A 16825-nucleotide genomic window follows, 5' to 3' on the forward strand; every position below is an offset into this window, starting at 1 on the left:
TATGTTTTCAGAATCTCCAATTAAACGCAGAAAATCAACCCGCATCAATGTAGGCAACGTGCCTATTGGTGACGGTGCCCCTATGGCCGTACAGTCGATGACCAATACCGACACCATGGATATAGATGCCACGGTAGCGCAAATCCAAGCAATACAAGATGCCGGCGCCGATATAGTGCGTGTATCTGTACCAACTATGGATGCAGCAGAAGCGTTTAAAAGTATAAAAGAGCAAGTTAGTATACCGCTTGTAGCCGATATTCACTTTGATTACCGCATAGCGTTAAAAGTGGCAAAATACGGCGTAGATTGCCTACGTATAAACCCAGGGAATATAGGCAGTGAAGAGCGTATTAGAGCCGTTGTAGACTCAGCGCGCGAGCATAATATTCCTATTCGTATTGGTGTAAATGGCGGCTCATTAGAGCGCGACCTACAAGAAAAATACGGCGAGCCAACTCCCGAAGCATTACTTGAATCAGCAATGCGCCATGTAGATATATTACGCCGCCTTGATTTTGACCAATTTAAAATATCGGTAAAAGCATCAGACGTATTTTTAGCTGTAGGCGCTTATCGCTTACTTGCTAAAGAAATAGATCAACCCCTGCATTTAGGGATCACCGAAGCCGGCGGCATGCGCTCAGGTTCGGTTAAATCGGCTGTAGGCTTAGGCATGTTACTTGCCGAAGGTATTGGCGATACGCTACGTGTATCACTTGCTGCCGACCCAGTTCAAGAAATCAAAGTAGGTTTTGATATTTTAAAATCGCTGCGTATACGCTCTCGCGGTATTAACTTTATTGCCTGCCCTAGCTGCTCACGTCAAGAGTTTGATGTAGTGAGCACCATGAACCAGCTTGAAGAGCGCCTAGAAGATGTTGTTGAGCCAATGTCTGTTTCGGTAATTGGCTGTGTAGTTAACGGCCCAGGCGAAGCCCTAGTTAGTGATATTGGCCTTGCCGGTGCAAACCGCCGCTCAGGTTTATACATTAATGGCGAGCGTCAAAAAGCGCGTATTGATAACAACAATATTGTTGACCAGCTTGAAGGCTACGTGCGCGACTTTATTGCTCAAAAAGAGCAGCAAACACCTATCGACATTAAAATAGTCGAATAAATACCGTATAAAGCGCCAAACCACGGTGTTTGGCGTTTACCTTTATAGCTAGAGGATACCCAAACGACCCCAAGATACAGAATTCAGCGTTTCACAGGCTCTTAATATCAAGGCGTTACTTTGCAAGAATGGCAATCCCTTTTAAAAAGTAACAACGATGAGAGTAAGTGTCTGTGAACCGCCCAACGGGTTGGTTTAAAAGCGATTTATACTGCGTTATTGATTTTAACAATAGAACCACTATTACTTTCAATCAATGCCTTGCCTAAATCGCTTTTAATTCAAACGACGCTCGCATCATGGGGTCATTTGGGTATATAATGACGGGTCAATTTTTAGCATTCTTGTTGTGTAAGCATTTTTTTATTACACATAAACAGAAATTAGGATTTATCAGTGGCAAAACAAATTCAGGCAGTTCGCGGTATGAACGATTGTCTGCCGGGCGACACGCAAGTTTGGCAGAAAGTAGAAAACATTTTACGCGAGACAGTAGCATCGTTCGGTTATCAAGAAATTCGTTTTCCTATTGTAGAATCAACCGACTTATTTAAACGCTCTATTGGTGAAGTAACCGATATAGTAGAAAAAGAAATGTACACCTTTGCCGATCGTAACGGCGACATGCTAACCCTTCGTCCAGAAGGCACCGCAGTATGTGTACGTGCAGGTAACCAAAATGGCTTGCTTTATAACCAAGAACAGCGCCTGTGGTACATGGGCCCGATGTTTCGTCATGAGCGCCCTCAAAAAGGCCGCTACCGTCAGTTTCACCAATTTGGTTTAGAAACATTTGGTATTGCCACAGCCGACATAGACGCAGAAGTTATTTTACTTACCGCGCAATTATGGAAAGCATTTGGCATTAACGAACACGTGCGTTTAGAGCTTAACTCGTTAGGCTCTAACGAAGCACGTGCTGATTACCGCGATGCACTCGTTGCCTACCTTGAACAGCATACCGACGTGCTTGATGAAGATTCAAAGCGCCGTATGTACTCAAACCCATTACGTGTACTTGATAGCAAAAACCCAGACGTGCAAGCAATCTTAGTGGATGCGCCTAAATTGTCTGAGCATTTAGATGCTGAATCAAAAGAACATTTTGCAAATTTATGTGAACGTTTAGACGCAGCTGGCGTCATATACACGGTTAATGAAAAGTTAGTACGTGGTTTAGACTACTACAACCGCACAGTATTTGAATGGGTAACAGATAGCCTAGGCGCACAAGGCACAGTGTGTGCTGGCGGACGCTACGATGGCTTAGTTGAGCAACTTGGCGGCAAAGCAACGCCCGCAGTTGGTTTTGCTATGGGTCTAGAGCGCTTAGTACTGTTACTCCAAGCACTTGAGTGTGTAGGTGACATTCGCCGCAATGCTGATGTATATTTAGCGGCAATGGGCGACAAAGCCAGCGTACAAGCCCCTGCCATTGCAGCGCAACTGCGTAGCGACGTACCCGGTTTACGCGTTATGGTGCATGCCGGCGGCGGTAACTTTAAAAAACAACTAAAACGAGCTGATAAAAGCGATGCACTAGTGGCCGTTATTATTGGCGAAGATGAATTAGAAAAAGGCGTTGTGACCATCAAATATTTACGTGAGCGTAAAGAGCAAGTCACACTAGAATTAGAACAAGCTAAAGCGCTATTAGCTGAGCTTATCAATAGCTAAGCTAACTTAAGAGGTAATAATGGACATTTATTCAACAGAAGAACAACAAGCAGAAGCCATTAAGCGCTTTTTTCGCGAAAACGGTATTTCACTTGCGCTAGGTGTAATTGTAGGTTTAGGCGGCTTATACGGTTGGAAAGCATACAACCAAAACCAAATTACAACTGCTGAGCAAGCGTCTGACGAATATACAACACTTGTACAAAGTGACGATGTACTTGGCGCAGCCGATACATTCATTAAAAACAACCAAGACACAAGCTATGCAACTTTAGCCGCTTTTGTTGCGGCAAAAGACGCTGTTGATGCAAAAAAATTAGACCTTGCTAGCGAAAAACTTAGCTGGATTGTTACAAACGCCCAAAGCGAAGAGCTTAAAGCCATTGCCATTACGCGTTTAGCACGTATTCAACTTGCGCAAAGTAAATTTGACGAAGCCCTAAGTACATTAAACTCACCCCTACCAGAGGCATATAACGCCAATGTAGCTGAGCTAAAAGGCGATATTTACATTGCACAAGGTAATAAAGATCAAGCTCGCACTGCGTATCAAGCAGCTGCCGATGCAGGCGGTTTAACAACAAACCCTTTATTACAAATTAAATTAGACGACCTAGCAGTAACTAGCCCAGCGGCATAAGGTTTTAGGTATGAAAAAAATAACAACAGCAACTCTCGCACTGTGCATGGCAACGCTAATGGGTTGTTCATCAAGTGATGACGAAGACGAGTTAGTACTTCCTGAAATTGTTAATCAATTTGAAACAGACGTAGTGTGGCAAGAGTCGGTTGGCAGTGGTGTAGAACATTATTTTTCTCGCTTATCGCCTGCTGTATACAAAGACACTATTTATGTAGCTAGCCGCGAAGGCCAAATTGAAGCGCTTTCGCTTACCAATGGCGACACGTTATGGGAAACCGACGTACGTGAAGATTTATCGTTTTGGCCATGGTCAGATAACGGCACAGCAAAATTATCAGGCGGTATATTACAAGCTTATGGTAAAATTTACGTAGGCTCTGAGCACGGGTTTATTATTGCCCTTGACCGCGAAACGGGTGAAGAAGTATGGCGTAAAAATGTGCCAGGCGAAGCGTTATCAAAACCAGCTGCGGGCGATGGCCTAATTTTTGTTAATTTAGGCTCGGGTAAACTATTAGCGCTGCACCCAGATACAGGCGAAGAACGCTGGAACTTCGAACAAGAAGTACCACCGCTTACATTGCGTGGCCAAAGCTCGCCAACAGTTGCAAACGGTGGTGTGTTAGTAGGCTTAGAAACAGGTAAATTAAGTGTACTTATTTCTGAGAGCGGTTATTCAGCATGGAGTGCAGAAATTGCCGTTGCTAAAGGCGCATCAGAATTTGAGCGTTTGGTTGATGTAGACACACAACCAATTATTAGCGGCCCTTACGCCTATGCCATTGCATACAACGGTAACCTAGCAGCAGTAGATATTCGCTCAGGCAATGTTGTATGGAAACGTGAATATAGCAGCTACCGCGAAATAGCGATGGATGCACAAACTATTTACCTAGTAGATAGCGAAGGCGTAATTTACGCATTAGATAAAAATTCAGGTATTGAACGTTGGAGCCAACCCGCTCTACGTGGTTGGTACCTAACAGGCCCTGCAGTTGCAGGTAGCCACTTAGCTTTAGGTGACCAAGAAGGTAACCTACATTGGCTAAACAAAGACACTGGCGAGTTAGTATCTCGTGAAGAATTTGACAGCTCAGGCTTTTTTGTTGAGCCGGTTGTAGCCGACGACAAGCTAATTTTATACACCCGTGATGGTGAAGTTAGTGTGGTAAACACCCCTAACTAACTAGCTAACACTTAAAGGTTTTTTGTAAGGCTTCGCACTGCGAAGCCTTTTGTTGTTTTTTAAAGAGGTAGTTTATGCTTCCCGTGATCGCTCTAGTTGGGCGACCCAATGTGGGCAAATCCACATTATTTAACCGTTTAACACGTACTCGTGATGCACTCGTAGCCGATTTTCCAGGTTTAACACGAGATAGAAAATATGGCCAAGCTAATTACGATGGCTATGAATTTATCGTGGTAGACACGGGTGGTATTGATGGCTCTGAAGAAGGCATCGAAACCGAAATGGCCGACCAGTCGTTACTTGCCATTGAAGAAGCCGATATTGTGTTGTTTTTGGTTGATGCCCGCGTAGGCATGACCGTTGCTGACCAAGCCATTGCTAATCACTTGCGCAAGCAAGAGAAAAAAAGCTTTGTAGTTGCCAACAAAACAGATGGCATTGACGCCGACTCAAACTGTGCTGAATTTTATCAATTATCATTAGGTAATATTCACCATATTGCAGCAGCACATGGGCGTGGTATTACTCAGCTTTTAGAGCACACTTTACAGCCTGTAATTGCAGAGCTTGCGGCACTAGATGAAGACGTTGCTGATGACGATGAAGAGTTAATCGACCTTTATCAAGAAGCCGAAGGCGACGATACAGACCATCAAGCGTTTGCCGATAAACCAGTAAAACTGGCTATTATTGGCCGCCCTAACGTAGGTAAGTCTACACTTACAAACCGTATACTCGGTGAAGAACGTGTAATTGTATACGATATGCCAGGCACCACCCGCGACTCTATTTATATTCCGATGACTCGTAACGACAAAGAATATATTTTAATAGATACCGCAGGTGTTCGTAAGCGTAAAAAAGTAAGCGACGTAGTTGAAAAGTTCTCAGTAATTAAAACGCTTCAAGCCATTGAGGATGCAAACGTTGTATTACTGGTTGTTGATGCTCGCGATGGTATTTCTGATCAAGACTTAAGCTTATTAGGTTTTGCGCTTAACTCAGGTCGTTCATTGGTTATTGCTGTGAACAAATGGGATGGGCTTGATGATTACGTTAAAGATCGCATTAAAACAGAGCTTGATCGCCGTTTAGGCTTTATTGACTTTGCACGCTTACACTTTATATCTGCACTTCACGGTACAGGTGTTGGTCATTTATTTGAATCGGTTGACGAAGCGTACGAGTCAGCAACTAAACGTATTAGCACCGCAATGCTACGCCGTATTATGGACATGGCACAGGCCGATCATCAACCGCCACTTGTTCGTGGTCGTCGTGTTAAGCTTAAATATGCGCATGCCGGTGGTTATAACCCGCCACGTATTGTAATTCACGGTAACCAAGTTCACGATTTACCAGATAGCTACAAACGCTACCTTATGAACTACTACCGTAAAGCACTTAAAATTATGGGCACCCCAATCAAAATTGAATTTAGAGAAGGTGATAACCCATTTGCAGGGCGTACTAACAAAGTAACGCTTTCGCAAAAACGTAAAATACGTGCCTTTGCCAAAGAAAACCGTAATAAATAAATTCGTTAGAGTTAATTTATTACAAAAAAAACGGCGTACTTTTTAGTACGCCGTTTTTTTATGCTTTATACCAATTAGCTTAATTAAGTGATCTATTTTGAGATTTGAAAAACGTGTTGATAGCTAGGCAAAAAATTCGCTATTTAGTGGTTCAAAATGAGAATTTTTAACGCAGGGAGCGACATATTTAGCTCCGCAAAATGATTAAGTATTATTGCAGATCAGTACGCTTATAATCCTTCATATTCAGCTTCCCTTGGCTTTAAAATATGTTCTTGGCAAGTCATTTTGTTCCAACAATCCGTTTCAGGTACGCCGTAATACTAGGCTCTAAAAATCGGTTGATACTTTTCAATCACCCGTTGCTGCATACTTTGTGAGAAATGAGGTAAGTAAAAAGTTTTGATCGTCGTAATGTGTCTTGTGATCATATCTCCTAAATTAAAGCGCTCTTGCCAAAGCTGCATTTTTCCATTGAAATGCTCATTACTATCTGGTGCCGCGTTCTGCATCATCACTTTGCCTTGCTCGGCCCACCCAGCTACTTTATTCATTTGTTCAGCAAACGGCTTAACGGTAAACGTGATATGAATAGGGTCATCAGCATCGGTGGGCGCAAAGCCTCGCGGAAATCCGCCTTGGTGATAATTAGGATGGGTAACCGTAAACTCAATCGATGCATAGGCATTGGGCTGTAATAAATCCAAACGCTCCCGTGGGAAGGTGACTGGCTCATTAGCATAGGCAGCTTTAAAATATTTATAACCAAATTCAATACCACAACTACTGTGGCCACACGACTCTGAATAGGCCGACTTTATCAAAAAAGGGAATTCTGGCACTGAGCCATCTTCTGTTTCAATCGTCACAACAATAGGCCCGCGATAACCATGCGCTTTATCAAATAAAAAATCACAGCCCGATGTCAAAAAACACGCCAGTAGCACACAGTAAAATTGCAGTGCGGTTTTACGCTTATAGTCCTTCATACTCAGCCTTCCTTGGTTTTAAAATTTGCTTTCTACATTTAACCATACTCCAACAATCCGTTTCAGGTACGCCGTAATACCAGGCTCTAAAAATCGGTTGATACTTTTCAATCACCCGTTGTTGCATACTTGGTGAAAAATGAGGTAAGTAAAAAGTTTTTATCACCGTAATGTGCCTTTTAATCGTCTTACCTAAATTAAAGCGCGCTTGGCGATACCGAATGTCTGCTTTTTTATATTCCCTGCTATCAGGTGTAAAGCTTTGCATGTCTTGTTTAGGGCCAGTCGCCCACCCAGCTACTTTATTCATTTGTTCAGCAAACGGCTTAACGGTAAACGTGACATGAATAGGGTCATCAGCATCGGTGGGCGCAAAACCTCGCGGAAATCCTCTGTGGTGATAATTAGGATGGGTAACCGTAAACTCAATCGATGCATAGGCGTTGGGCTGTAATAAATCCAAACGCTCCCGTGGGAAGGTAATTGGCTCATTAGCATAGGCAGTTTTAAAATATTTATAACCAAAATCAATACCACAACTACTGTGACCACACGACTCTGAATAGGCCGACTTTATCAAAAAAGGGAATTCTGGCACTGAGCCATCCTCTGTTTCAATCGTCACAACAATAGGCCCACGATAACCATGCGCCTTATCGAATACCGTAGTGCAACTTGTTGTCAAAACACACGCCAGTAATACACAGTAAAATTGCAGTGCTACTTTACGCTTATAATCCTTCATACTCAGCCTTCCTTGGTTTTAAAATTTGCTTTCTACAGTCAACCATATCCCAACAATCCGTTTCAGGTACGCCGTAATACCAGGCTCTAAAAATCGGTTGATACTTTTCAATCACCCGTTGTTGCATACGTTTTGAAAAATGAGGTAAGTAAAAAGTTTTGATCACCGTAATGTGCCTTTTAATCGTCTTACCTAAATTAAAGCGCGCTTGGCGATACCGAATGTCTGCTTTTTTATATTCCCTGCTATCAGGTGTAAAGCTTTGCATGTCTTGTTTAGGGCCAGTCGCCCACCCAGCTACTTTATTCATTTGTTCAGCAAACGGCTTAACGGTAAACGTGACATGAATAGGGTCATCAGCATCGGTGGGCGCAAAACCTCGCGGAAATCCTCTGTGGTGATAATTAGGATGGGTAACCGTAAACTCAATCGATGCATAGGCGTTGGGCTGTAATAAATCCAAACGCTCCCGTGGGAAGGTAATTGGCTCATTAGCATAGGCAGTTTTAAAATATTTATAACCAAAATCAATACCACAACTACTGTGACCACACGACTCTGAATAGGCCGACTTTATCAAAAAAGGGAATTCTGGCACTGAGCCATCCTCTGTTTCAATCGTCACAACAATAGGCCCACGATAACCATGTGCCTTATCAAATACCGTAGTGCAACTTGTTGTCAAAAAACACGCCAGTAGCACACAGTAAAATTGCAGTGCTACTTCACGCTTATAATACTTCATACTCAGCCTTCCTTGGTTTTAAAATTTATTCTTGCAAGTCATGCTTTTATTAGCAGCACCTGCGTGCTTAAAATTAATGTAGCATTCAAGACTACTTTATTACTCAAAGTTAAGTAATGCCAATTGCACCAACCGCTCAACGGTGGTGTCTTGGGTATTTTTAGGCGCTTTGGGGTAATACTTAGATTTTGGCGGCTTAATAGATATAAACCCATGATTGGTGGCCATTTCGTGCGCTAACAGTTTTCGCTCTTTGGGTGTTAGGTGATTTTCGTGTATTTTTGCAAGCTCCCCACTATCAAGCCATATGCCAGCGCAACCTGGGCACTCGTCTATCTCAACCACTTTGAGCGGCGAAAAAAACCGGCGCATCATCACTATATCTAGGGTCTGTTGATCTTTCAAGGTTAAATTTGCAGCAGCCTGTTTGGTATTTAGGCAAGGCAGAGCCTATGTAGTGTGGTTATTCCCCATAAATAGGCGATAACGTAGCATTAATGCCAAACAGGCGCTACCCAAAGGGTTCTTCCTAGGGACTATTTACTCTTTGTTGCTTGGCTTTTACTTAGTCCACTAGGTTACAAACCTCGCGCCGTGATTAAATAGCCCCTAGTTTGAACAAATTTTAATCCGCAAAGTTCAACAGACCCTAAGCACTTTGGGCAATTTACTCGCGATGAGACTTCGCCCTCGCCTTCGGTATAATTACTCAAATACTTAAGTAGAACCTGACCATGCTTTAACTCAGGCGAGCTAAACTTAAAAATTTGGCTGTTATCAAAAAATACGCCGCCTTGCACTGACGTAAAAACAGTGATCCCGCAAATTAATAACGGCTCAAGAGAGGTATTTGTGCGTGGGCATAACATTCTAAAATCCTTTTATTTTAATACTTAACTTACACTACTTTACTCAAGTGCTTTATGAATAAGCCCAACAAGCGGCGCTGGTAATGTAATATTACCTGCAAGTACAAACTCATGCGCGTCGTCTGACATTTTTTGCCATGTACGGCGAATAATCCCTATCCATTTTTGCTCATCGTAATCAGGCTTACTATTAGCAAACCCGAGCATGTAATGCTCAATAAATACTAGGCTTGCTACATCTTCTACTAATTGGCTATCTGGGTTACGTTTAATATTTTTTTTAGCAACTGCATCGTACACTCTGTTTTGCTCAGCATCGCTGTATCCAGCTTGCTGCATAAGCGCAACAACGCTACTTGCATGAAATATATAAAGAGCACTGCGCCACTGATGATAGCCTTGCTTGTTCATTGCAAAGTCGCTACGCGGCGACTTCCAACGTTGTATATGCTGCCCACGCACTGCAATTTGCATAAGCTCGTCAGCACCTGGGTTAAAACGGCTAAGCATTTCGCTCATACGTTGTGAGTATAAATACTCTTTTGGAAAACTTTCTCCATTGTGCTGCTCAGTATTCGGGTCTTGGTTATTAGCTTCATCAATCAGCGTTATTACTTTATTAAACATGACGGTCATTTTTTTATAATAAGTTTTAATCATTCTAAACGCTGATAAAACAATAAACTAGTGCGCCACTCAGTTACGCAGTGAAATTTGTTCAATCAAAAAGTAAAGCCTAGAGGTACAAGTTATAAAAGTAAGCGCATTGATTAAGTTAACTTGGTACTATATTGAGCACAAATTAAAATAAAAAAGCGCGACTAACTCGCCAATACCGGATCACTATGTTTAAAAAACGTATTTTAGCTATTTGCTTAGCATCCACCTCGTTACCAAGCCTTGCCGACAGTAACAGCGATTTAAAAACCATTATTGATAACCACTGGCAAAATGCCAAAGCTGAAAAAATATTTTTTCGAACCGATCCAGACGGTTGGAAACCAAACGGCACATTACCAAATTGGAGCGAGCAAGCCATTGCAAAGCGCCAAGCTTATAACAACAGCGTACTAAAAAGCTTAGCCAACATTGATCCAAAAACGCTCAACAAGGATCAGCTAATGAACTACCGCTTATTTAAATATGAGCGAGAAACCGAGCAGCAAAGCTACCTTTATCAAGATAAGTATTTTCCGGTAAACTTTTTAAGTGGCTGGCATACCTACTTTGCAGAAGCGCCAGCTAATATGGCTTTTTTAACAGCTGATGATTACAACGCTTTTTTAATCAGCCTTGCCGACTACCCGCGCTTTAATCAGCAAAATATTGATTTAATGAAAGAAGGTATAAAAACAGGCTTTACTCATTATTGTAAAACCTTTGAAAATTACAGCCAAAGCATTAGCGCGCACATAGTTAACAACCCCGAAAATAGCGCCCTTTACGAACCCTTTACCCGTATACCTAATACCTTTAGTGCATCGCAAAAATCAAACTTAAAACAAAAAGCACAAGCCGTAATTAAAGATAAAGTAATTCCTGCGTATCAGCATTTTTACGACTTTTTTGAAAATGACTATATGCCACACTGTAGAGCGCAGCCGGGCATAGCAAGCGTTAAAGGCGGGCTTGACTACTACAAGTACACAGTTAATTACTACACCACAACAAACACCACACCTAAACAAATACACCAACTAGGTCTTAGAGAAGTCGCGCGTATTAAGGCGCAAATGCAAAATATTATTGATGAAGTAGGCTTTGATGGCACCTATAGTGAGTTTTTAGAATTTTTAGCAACCGATGAGCAATTTTACGCAAAAGACGCGCAAGACTTGCTAGAAAAAACCGCGTTCATCACGCAAAAAATGTATGGTAAATTGCCCACTTACTTTGGCCACTTACCGCGTAACACCTTTACTATTAAGGGCTCAGCAAGTCGTGGTGCGTTTTATATGCCACCACCAGATAACCGCTCACCAGGTACTTACTTTTTAGCCTCAACACCTAAACTGCAGCCTTTATATAATTTAGAAGCACTTAGTCTGCACGAAGCCATACCTGGGCACCATTTACAAAACGCCATTGCTATGGAGCTAAATGTCCCCGAATTTAGACGCACACTTAGCCACTCTGCATTTGGCGAAGGTTGGGCACTATACACAGAACGCTTAGGCAAAGAAGCTGGTTTTTATCAAAGCCCATACAGCGATTTTGGCCGTTTAGGCTACGAAATGTGGCGTGCGGTGAGGCTTGTTGTTGATACCGGCATTCATGCCTTTGGTTGGAGCCGCCAAAAAGCAATTGATTACTTAGCCAGTCACACCGCTTTACCACAAAGTGCGGTGGAGGATCAGATAGATCGTTACATTTCATGGCCAGGCCAAGCGCTCTCTTACAAAATGGGCGAAATAAAAATACGCGAACTGCGCGTAAAAGCCGAAAAAGAACTCGGCGCTCAATTTGATATACGCAGCTTTCACGACACTGTTATTGGCCAAGGCTCATTGCCTATGGCAGTGCTTGAAGACGTTATAAACGATTGGATAGCAGAGCAAAAACCAGTAAGTTTAAACAATACTTTTAAACACTAAAGGGCGGTAAGTTTATCGCCCTTTTCAAAACCGCATTAAATACCTCAAAACTAATCCCTACCCGCTTTTGCTTCGTAAACTTAATGATTACAAAAACCAGAGCATGAGTATGAGCAAACGCATTTTATATTGGCTACAAAACGATTTACGCCTAACCGACAACCCAATTTTTAGTGACCTTATGTTGCAGCAATGCGCGCTTGATATTGTATTTGTTATTAACCCGCACTGGTTTAAAAATAATAACTATCAACAAAAACCTTACGGCATACATAAGCAGCAGTTTTTATTGCAAAGCTTGTACGAACTACAACAAGCACTTATTGAGCGCGGGCAAACTCTGCATGTGCTTGAGGGTGAACCCGTATCGCTTTTAAAAGCGCGTATTAATGAGCAAAATATTGATGAAGTTATATACAGCGAACAATTTGGCGTGTACGAGCAACGCCAAATAAACTTACTCAAAGCACATTGCCCCAATACACAATTTACAGGAACGCAGCAAGACACGCTATTTAAGCAAAGTGACCTCCCCTTTGATTTAAGCGAATTACCTAAACACTTTACCCCGTTTCGTAAAAAGGTAGAGGCCGCTATTAGCCCTATTACACCAACAACTTTGCCAAACGGCTTGCTGCCTAAGCCAATAACTTTATGCGCAAAAACACCTCTAGAACGTATAACAAATAAAGGCGTAATGCATGGCGGGCTTAAAAGTGCGCAAGCTCATTTAAAGCAATACTTTGCAGGCGCAATGCCAAGTACTTATAAAACGACTCGCAACGAGCTTGATGGCTTTAACAACACCACCAAATTTAGTACTTGGCTTGCCTTTGGCTGTATAAGTGCAAAACAAGTTTACAAAGCCGTAGAAAATTACGAGCAATGCAATACGGCAAACGAGTCTACTTATTGGATTAAGTTTGAATTGCTATGGCGAGAGTATTTTAAATGGCACGCACTTAAAGCAGGTAACAACCTGTTTAGCTTTAAAGGGCAAAAACAAACTAAACCGCTTACTACTTTTACACCTACACGCTTTGCTGCTTGGTGTAACGGCACAACGCCTTACCCGCTTGTAAATGCCATTATGAAAGAGCTAAACACTACGGGTTACATTTCAAACCGAGCAAGGCAAATTGCAGCAAGCTGTTTAGTAAACGAGCTTGCCCTTGATTGGCGATACGGCGCAGCCTATTTTGAGCAACAATTGATTGATTACGATGTAGCAGCAAACTGGGGCAACTGGCAATACATAGCCGGTGTGGGGGTTGACCCGCGTGGCGGCCGCCACTTTAATATACAAAAGCAAACGGCGCAGTTTGACCCAAATGGTATTTATACCAATAAATGGCACGGGCACAGTAATAAAACGCAGCAGCTCGATCACTTAAACGAAGTAGACTGGCCTATTTAAGCCAATCTCCCTCCACCAGGTTATATTTTAAAACAGCTGCGCAATGCCTATATTAATGGCAAAGCCACCTAAGGTTAAAAACAAAAATAAACAACCTGCTAATAACAGTGGCTTTATACCCGCTTGGCGAATAGCGCCAACGTGGGTACGCAGCCCAAGTGCGACCATGGCAATGGTAAGCAATATATTATCAAACCATATAATAGCGCTTGTAGTACCTTGCGGAATAACCGATAACGAATGCACGCCACTTGCCACTATAAATAACACTGCAAACCAAGGGATTGTAATACCCGCTTTTTGCTCGCCGCCATGTGCGTTTATGTTTGCATGCTTTTTACTTTGCCAAAACGATAAGCCTACTAAAAATGGCGCAAGCATCATTACGCGTAGCATTTTTTCTATCACGGCGGTGTCGGCCGCATTGGCACTTACCGCAGTCCCTGCTGCTACCACTTGTGCAACTTCATGAATGGTTGAACCAACAAAAATACCGTACGCATGCTCACTCACACCCATATATTCAAACATAATTGGGTAGGCAAACATACTTAACGTGCCAAACACCACAACCGTTGCCACCGCTACAGATACTTTATGCGCTTGTGCTTTTATAACCGGCTCTGTTGCCATTACCGCTGCGGCTCCACAAATAGAGCTACCCGCACCTATTAGTATGGTTGTTTGTTCATCAAGCCTAAAAGCTCGCTTACCTAGCTGTACTGCTAATATAAACGTACCTAGCAGCATCACCACATCGGTTAATAGGCCATGCCAGCCTACACCCGCTACTTGCGCAAAAGTAATCCTAAACCCAAATAAAATAACGCCCGCTTTGAGTAATATACTTTTAGCGTAATCAACGCCTACATCTGTACGCGTAGCAATACGCGAAAACACACTGTTGCCCACAATAATGCCAAGCACAATACCAATTGTTAAGGAGCTAAATTGCGCACTTTGCATTATAGGTAACTTACTTAATGCAACAGATGCCCCCGCTAACACAACCACCAGCAGCATACCTAACCACCAGCGCGTATCGCCGTATTGCTTAGTATTAATACCTATAGGCTGAAAACTATTTTTAATAGCGCTAAGCATAATATTCCCTCACTTAAACCAAGTTGATGTGTTGACTTAATTGTAAGAAAGCTCAAAATATAACTCCAATATATTAAAATCATGATTTGATAACTTAAAGTTATACAATTTAGAGTTATGCAATTTAAGGTTATACAATGAACTTACATGCACTTAGGGTGTTTTATACAGTGGCTAAATTGGGTAGCTTTTCAGGCGCAGCCGAAGCGCTTTTTATAAGCCAGCCCGCTGTTTCTAAGGCGCTAAAAGAGCTAGAGCATCAGTTAAATATTCAACTTATTGAACGTGCATCTAAGGGTAAAAAGCTCACCCTAAGCGAGGGCGGCCAAGCTTTGTATGATCACGCCCGCAGTATTTTTGCTATCGAAAAAGCCGCCATTGAAGATATTAAATCGCGCACAGGGCTTAAGCGCGGTACATTAGTTATAGGCACCAGCACCACCATTGCCAGTTATTGGCTACCGCCTTATTTAGCCAAATTTTGTGCGCAGTACCCGCATATAAAAGTAGAAGTACAAGTGGCTAATACCGCGCAAATTGAGCACGCATTGCTAGAATGCACTATCGATTTAGCACTGGTTGAAGGTACACCTACCGAGCCGCACATTATTAGTAAGCACTGGCAAAATGATTTAATGAGTGTGGTTATACCGAGCAACTTTAAGCCCACTAAAGACTTAACAGCATGGTTAAATAAGCAGTTTTGGTTATTACGTGAGCCAGGCTCTGGCACGTTAGAAATGTCGGTAAAGTTATTAGTACAACATGACGTACAAGCAGAGCAAAGTATGCAATTAGGCAGCAACGAAGCAATAGCAAGAGCTGTTGCTCAAGGTATGGGGGTCGCTTTATTGCCAAACGTAGTCACAGAGGATTTAGTGCAGCTAGGTAAATTAACGCGCCTGAGCCAAAAAAATAACGAGCAACTCTCTCGGCCGCTATACCAACTGCATTATAAAGACAGGCCGTCTTCGCATGCTGCGCAAGCATTCGAAAAAAGTTTATTTAGTGCTCAATTTTTAAATGAGTGAATTTAACGCGCGTCGTAAATTTACATAAACGTTAAAGCGAGCGTTGATAACTCGTGATGTGTGAGACAGTTTGTCCTCTATCGCTTATGTTTGTTAGGGTTTTGTGAGCTCATAAGCACGAGCTATAACTAAAGGAAAAAAATCTCCGCCTAAAATTACTGCCCATTGCCCACAACCAAAACGTTCAATACGATTTGCATCTGTCAATATATTACGTAAATTATCAGGGGAAGCATTATCTATATTTGAAATGATATTTTTTACTTCTTTTGGGTCATAATCAATTTTTAACCACGGAGGGGAACATAGACTATTCATAAATTCAGAAATAACTTCAGGATAATTAGGGTAGCCACTAGAACTATCAATATCAGGTAATGCCTGCTTAGCTAACCTAAAGTTTTCTTCAAGCTTTTCTACATCACTTTTTAAAAACATACTTCCTCCTTAAAAAAACAAAGGGGTAAAATCCTGACCTCTCATATTGAAATACTAAGAGATCATTCATAACAGCCCACAAGCTAACTTATAAGTCTATTAGGCTGAATCAGTAAGCTCTCACAGCCCCAAGCTCTACTCACAAACCCTGCGTTAAATCTTGTGCCAATGTACCCGTTGGTTTTTCAATTACGCGTACTAACTCTTTACCATCGTCTTTTACTATAAACGTTGGCGTGTATTGCAAGTCGTGCGCTAGTGCTATTCCGGCGTCGTCTTGCTTGTTGTAACCCACGGCCACATATTTAACGCTTGCAAGTTTTACCTTAGACGCATCAAGTAACTTAATAAGCTTTGGTACTTCGCGTTGGCTGTCGTGACACCAAGTGCCAAATAATACAACTAATGCCTTGCCTTCTAGCTTTTGCATTAAGGCTATATCTTGCTCGGTTGGCGTAAATGCGTTGTACTGCTTATTAAACTTATCGTAATCGCTTAATAGTACATCAGTTGTAATATCGCCCGAAAATGGCGCAGTAGCGGCATTACTTACAAGCGGCATGCTTAACGCGCACAATAAAATTAATTGTTTAAACATAAGGTTAAAGTAACTTTTAAAGTGAGTAATTAAGCTCACTATACTGAATATTACTGAATGTTTACACATTGTTTGCACCTTCTATTTTTATAGTTTGCCCACTTTAATAAAATAATAAGCGTGCATAC

Annotated in this window: 15 protein-coding genes and 1 pseudogene; 8 read left to right on the forward strand and 8 right to left on the reverse strand. The window is 42.0% G+C overall.

The genetic code is table 11. The features are described from left to right. Window position 1: 1 nt before the first annotated feature. The 5 genes from ispG to der all read left to right on the forward strand — a co-directional run bounded on the left by ispG (window position 2) and on the right by der (window position 6167). Window positions 2-1120: a flavodoxin-dependent (E)-4-hydroxy-3-methylbut-2-enyl-diphosphate synthase gene (ispG, locus tag OIZ54_RS15875; RefSeq protein WP_264390797.1), complete on the forward strand. Its 1119-nt coding sequence runs from the start codon at window positions 2-4 to the stop codon at window positions 1118-1120. A 396-nt stretch (window positions 1121-1516) separates the two neighbouring features. Continuing rightward, a complete protein-coding gene (gene hisS, locus OIZ54_RS15880; protein WP_004586991.1) occupies window positions 1517-2797 on the forward strand; it encodes a histidine--tRNA ligase in 1281 nt (426 codons plus the stop codon). Between the two features lie 19 nt (window positions 2798-2816). Then, on the forward strand, window positions 2817-3437 hold the full coding sequence (locus OIZ54_RS15885; RefSeq protein ID WP_004586990.1) for a YfgM family protein: 621 nt from the start codon (window positions 2817-2819) through the stop codon (window positions 3435-3437). A 10-nt stretch (window positions 3438-3447) separates the two neighbouring features. Continuing rightward, the gene (gene bamB / locus OIZ54_RS15890; protein WP_004586989.1) at window positions 3448-4626 is read left to right on the forward strand and encodes an outer membrane protein assembly factor BamB; all 1179 of its coding nucleotides are present in this window, start codon (window positions 3448-3450) and stop codon (window positions 4624-4626) included. A 74-nt stretch (window positions 4627-4700) separates the two neighbouring features. Further along, a complete protein-coding gene (gene der / locus OIZ54_RS15895) occupies window positions 4701-6167 on the forward strand; it encodes a ribosome biogenesis GTPase Der (RefSeq protein WP_004586988.1) in 1467 nt (488 codons plus the stop codon). Between the two features lie 323 nt (window positions 6168-6490). On the opposite strand, the gene OIZ54_RS15900 is transcribed toward der, so the two are convergent. From OIZ54_RS15900 to OIZ54_RS15925, 5 genes and pseudogenes are all read right to left on the reverse strand, one after another. Then, entirely contained in the window at window positions 6491-7156 is a 666-nt protein-coding gene (locus tag OIZ54_RS15900; protein ID WP_264390798.1) for a hypothetical protein, read from the reverse strand. After that, complete coding sequence (locus OIZ54_RS15905) at window positions 7143-7901, reverse strand: hypothetical protein (RefSeq protein ID WP_264390799.1); 759 nt, start codon at window positions 7899-7901, stop codon at window positions 7143-7145. The genes OIZ54_RS15900 and OIZ54_RS15905 overlap by 14 nt, the downstream gene beginning before the upstream one ends. Beyond that, complete coding sequence (locus OIZ54_RS15910) at window positions 7888-8646, reverse strand: hypothetical protein (protein ID WP_264390800.1); 759 nt, start codon at window positions 8644-8646, stop codon at window positions 7888-7890. The genes OIZ54_RS15905 and OIZ54_RS15910 overlap by 14 nt, the downstream gene beginning before the upstream one ends. A gap of 99 nt (window positions 8647-8745) precedes the next feature. Then, window positions 8746-9027, reverse strand: a pseudogene (locus tag OIZ54_RS15915) (zf-TFIIB domain-containing protein); the annotation flags it as partial. 527 nt (window positions 9028-9554) lie between these two features. Then, window positions 9555-10142, reverse strand: a complete 588-nt coding sequence (locus OIZ54_RS15925; RefSeq protein ID WP_264390801.1) for a DUF4202 domain-containing protein — start codon at window positions 10140-10142, stop codon at window positions 9555-9557. A gap of 218 nt (window positions 10143-10360) precedes the next feature. On the opposite strand from OIZ54_RS15925, the gene OIZ54_RS15930 reads away from it, so the two are divergent. Together OIZ54_RS15930 and OIZ54_RS15935 are read left to right on the forward strand one after the other, a co-directional pair. Continuing rightward, window positions 10361-12109: a DUF885 domain-containing protein gene (locus OIZ54_RS15930; protein WP_264390802.1), complete on the forward strand. Its 1749-nt coding sequence runs from the start codon at window positions 10361-10363 to the stop codon at window positions 12107-12109. 109 nt (window positions 12110-12218) lie between these two features. After that, on the forward strand, window positions 12219-13526 hold the full coding sequence (locus OIZ54_RS15935) for a DASH family cryptochrome (protein ID WP_264390803.1): 1308 nt from the start codon (window positions 12219-12221) through the stop codon (window positions 13524-13526). Between the two features lie 27 nt (window positions 13527-13553). Here the strand turns inward: OIZ54_RS15935 and OIZ54_RS15940 are convergent, their stop codons facing one another. After that, a complete protein-coding gene (locus tag OIZ54_RS15940) occupies window positions 13554-14630 on the reverse strand; it encodes a YeiH family protein (protein WP_264390804.1) in 1077 nt (358 codons plus the stop codon). Window positions 14631-14767: 137 nt separating this feature from the next. Here OIZ54_RS15940 and OIZ54_RS15945 point away from each other — a divergent pair, with 137 nt between their 5' ends. Then, window positions 14768-15661 carry a LysR family transcriptional regulator gene (locus tag OIZ54_RS15945; protein ID WP_264390805.1) on the forward strand — a complete coding sequence of 298 codons (894 nt, stop codon included), beginning with the start codon at window positions 14768-14770 and terminating at the stop codon, window positions 15659-15661. Between the two features lie 93 nt (window positions 15662-15754). Here OIZ54_RS15945 and OIZ54_RS15950 read toward each other — a convergent pair whose 3' ends face one another. After that, window positions 15755-16099 carry a hypothetical protein gene (locus tag OIZ54_RS15950; RefSeq protein ID WP_055255609.1) on the reverse strand — a complete coding sequence of 115 codons (345 nt, stop codon included), beginning with the start codon at window positions 16097-16099 and terminating at the stop codon, window positions 15755-15757. Window positions 16100-16238: 139 nt separating this feature from the next. Further along, a complete protein-coding gene (locus OIZ54_RS15955) occupies window positions 16239-16697 on the reverse strand; it encodes a TlpA family protein disulfide reductase (protein WP_054982092.1) in 459 nt (152 codons plus the stop codon). Between the last annotated feature and the right edge of the window lie 128 nt (window positions 16698-16825).

It is taken from the genome of Pseudoalteromonas sp. A3 (genome assembly GCF_025942345.1).
Classification (GTDB): Bacteria; Pseudomonadota; Gammaproteobacteria; order Enterobacterales; family Alteromonadaceae; genus Pseudoalteromonas; species Pseudoalteromonas atlantica.

What these genes read in the sequence shown, in the direction of transcription:
- ispG (WP_264390797.1), top strand. Translation starts at nt 2, where the DNA reads ATGTTTTCAGAATCTCCAATTAAACGCAGAAAATCAACCCGCATCAAT.
- OIZ54_RS15885 (WP_004586990.1), top strand. Translation starts at nt 2,817, where the DNA reads ATGGACATTTATTCAACAGAAGAACAACAAGCAGAAGCCATTAAGCGC.
- bamB (WP_004586989.1), top strand. Translation starts at nt 3,448, where the DNA reads ATGAAAAAAATAACAACAGCAACTCTCGCACTGTGCATGGCAACGCTA.
- der (WP_004586988.1), top strand. Translation starts at nt 4,701, where the DNA reads ATGCTTCCCGTGATCGCTCTAGTTGGGCGACCCAATGTGGGCAAATCC.
- OIZ54_RS15900 (WP_264390798.1), bottom strand. Translation starts at nt 7,156, where the DNA reads ATGAAGGACTATAAGCGTAAAACCGCACTGCAATTTTACTGTGTGCTA.
- OIZ54_RS15905 (WP_264390799.1), bottom strand. Translation starts at nt 7,901, where the DNA reads ATGAAGGATTATAAGCGTAAAGTAGCACTGCAATTTTACTGTGTATTA.
- OIZ54_RS15910 (WP_264390800.1), bottom strand. Translation starts at nt 8,646, where the DNA reads ATGAAGTATTATAAGCGTGAAGTAGCACTGCAATTTTACTGTGTGCTA.
- OIZ54_RS15925 (WP_264390801.1), bottom strand. Translation starts at nt 10,142, where the DNA reads ATGTTTAATAAAGTAATAACGCTGATTGATGAAGCTAATAACCAAGAC.
- OIZ54_RS15930 (WP_264390802.1), top strand. Translation starts at nt 10,361, where the DNA reads ATGTTTAAAAAACGTATTTTAGCTATTTGCTTAGCATCCACCTCGTTA.
- OIZ54_RS15935 (WP_264390803.1), top strand. Translation starts at nt 12,219, where the DNA reads ATGAGCAAACGCATTTTATATTGGCTACAAAACGATTTACGCCTAACC.
- OIZ54_RS15940 (WP_264390804.1), bottom strand. Translation starts at nt 14,630, where the DNA reads ATGCTTAGCGCTATTAAAAATAGTTTTCAGCCTATAGGTATTAATACT.
- OIZ54_RS15945 (WP_264390805.1), top strand. Translation starts at nt 14,768, where the DNA reads ATGAACTTACATGCACTTAGGGTGTTTTATACAGTGGCTAAATTGGGT.
- OIZ54_RS15950 (WP_055255609.1), bottom strand. Translation starts at nt 16,099, where the DNA reads ATGTTTTTAAAAAGTGATGTAGAAAAGCTTGAAGAAAACTTTAGGTTA.
- OIZ54_RS15955 (WP_054982092.1), bottom strand. Translation starts at nt 16,697, where the DNA reads ATGTTTAAACAATTAATTTTATTGTGCGCGTTAAGCATGCCGCTTGTA.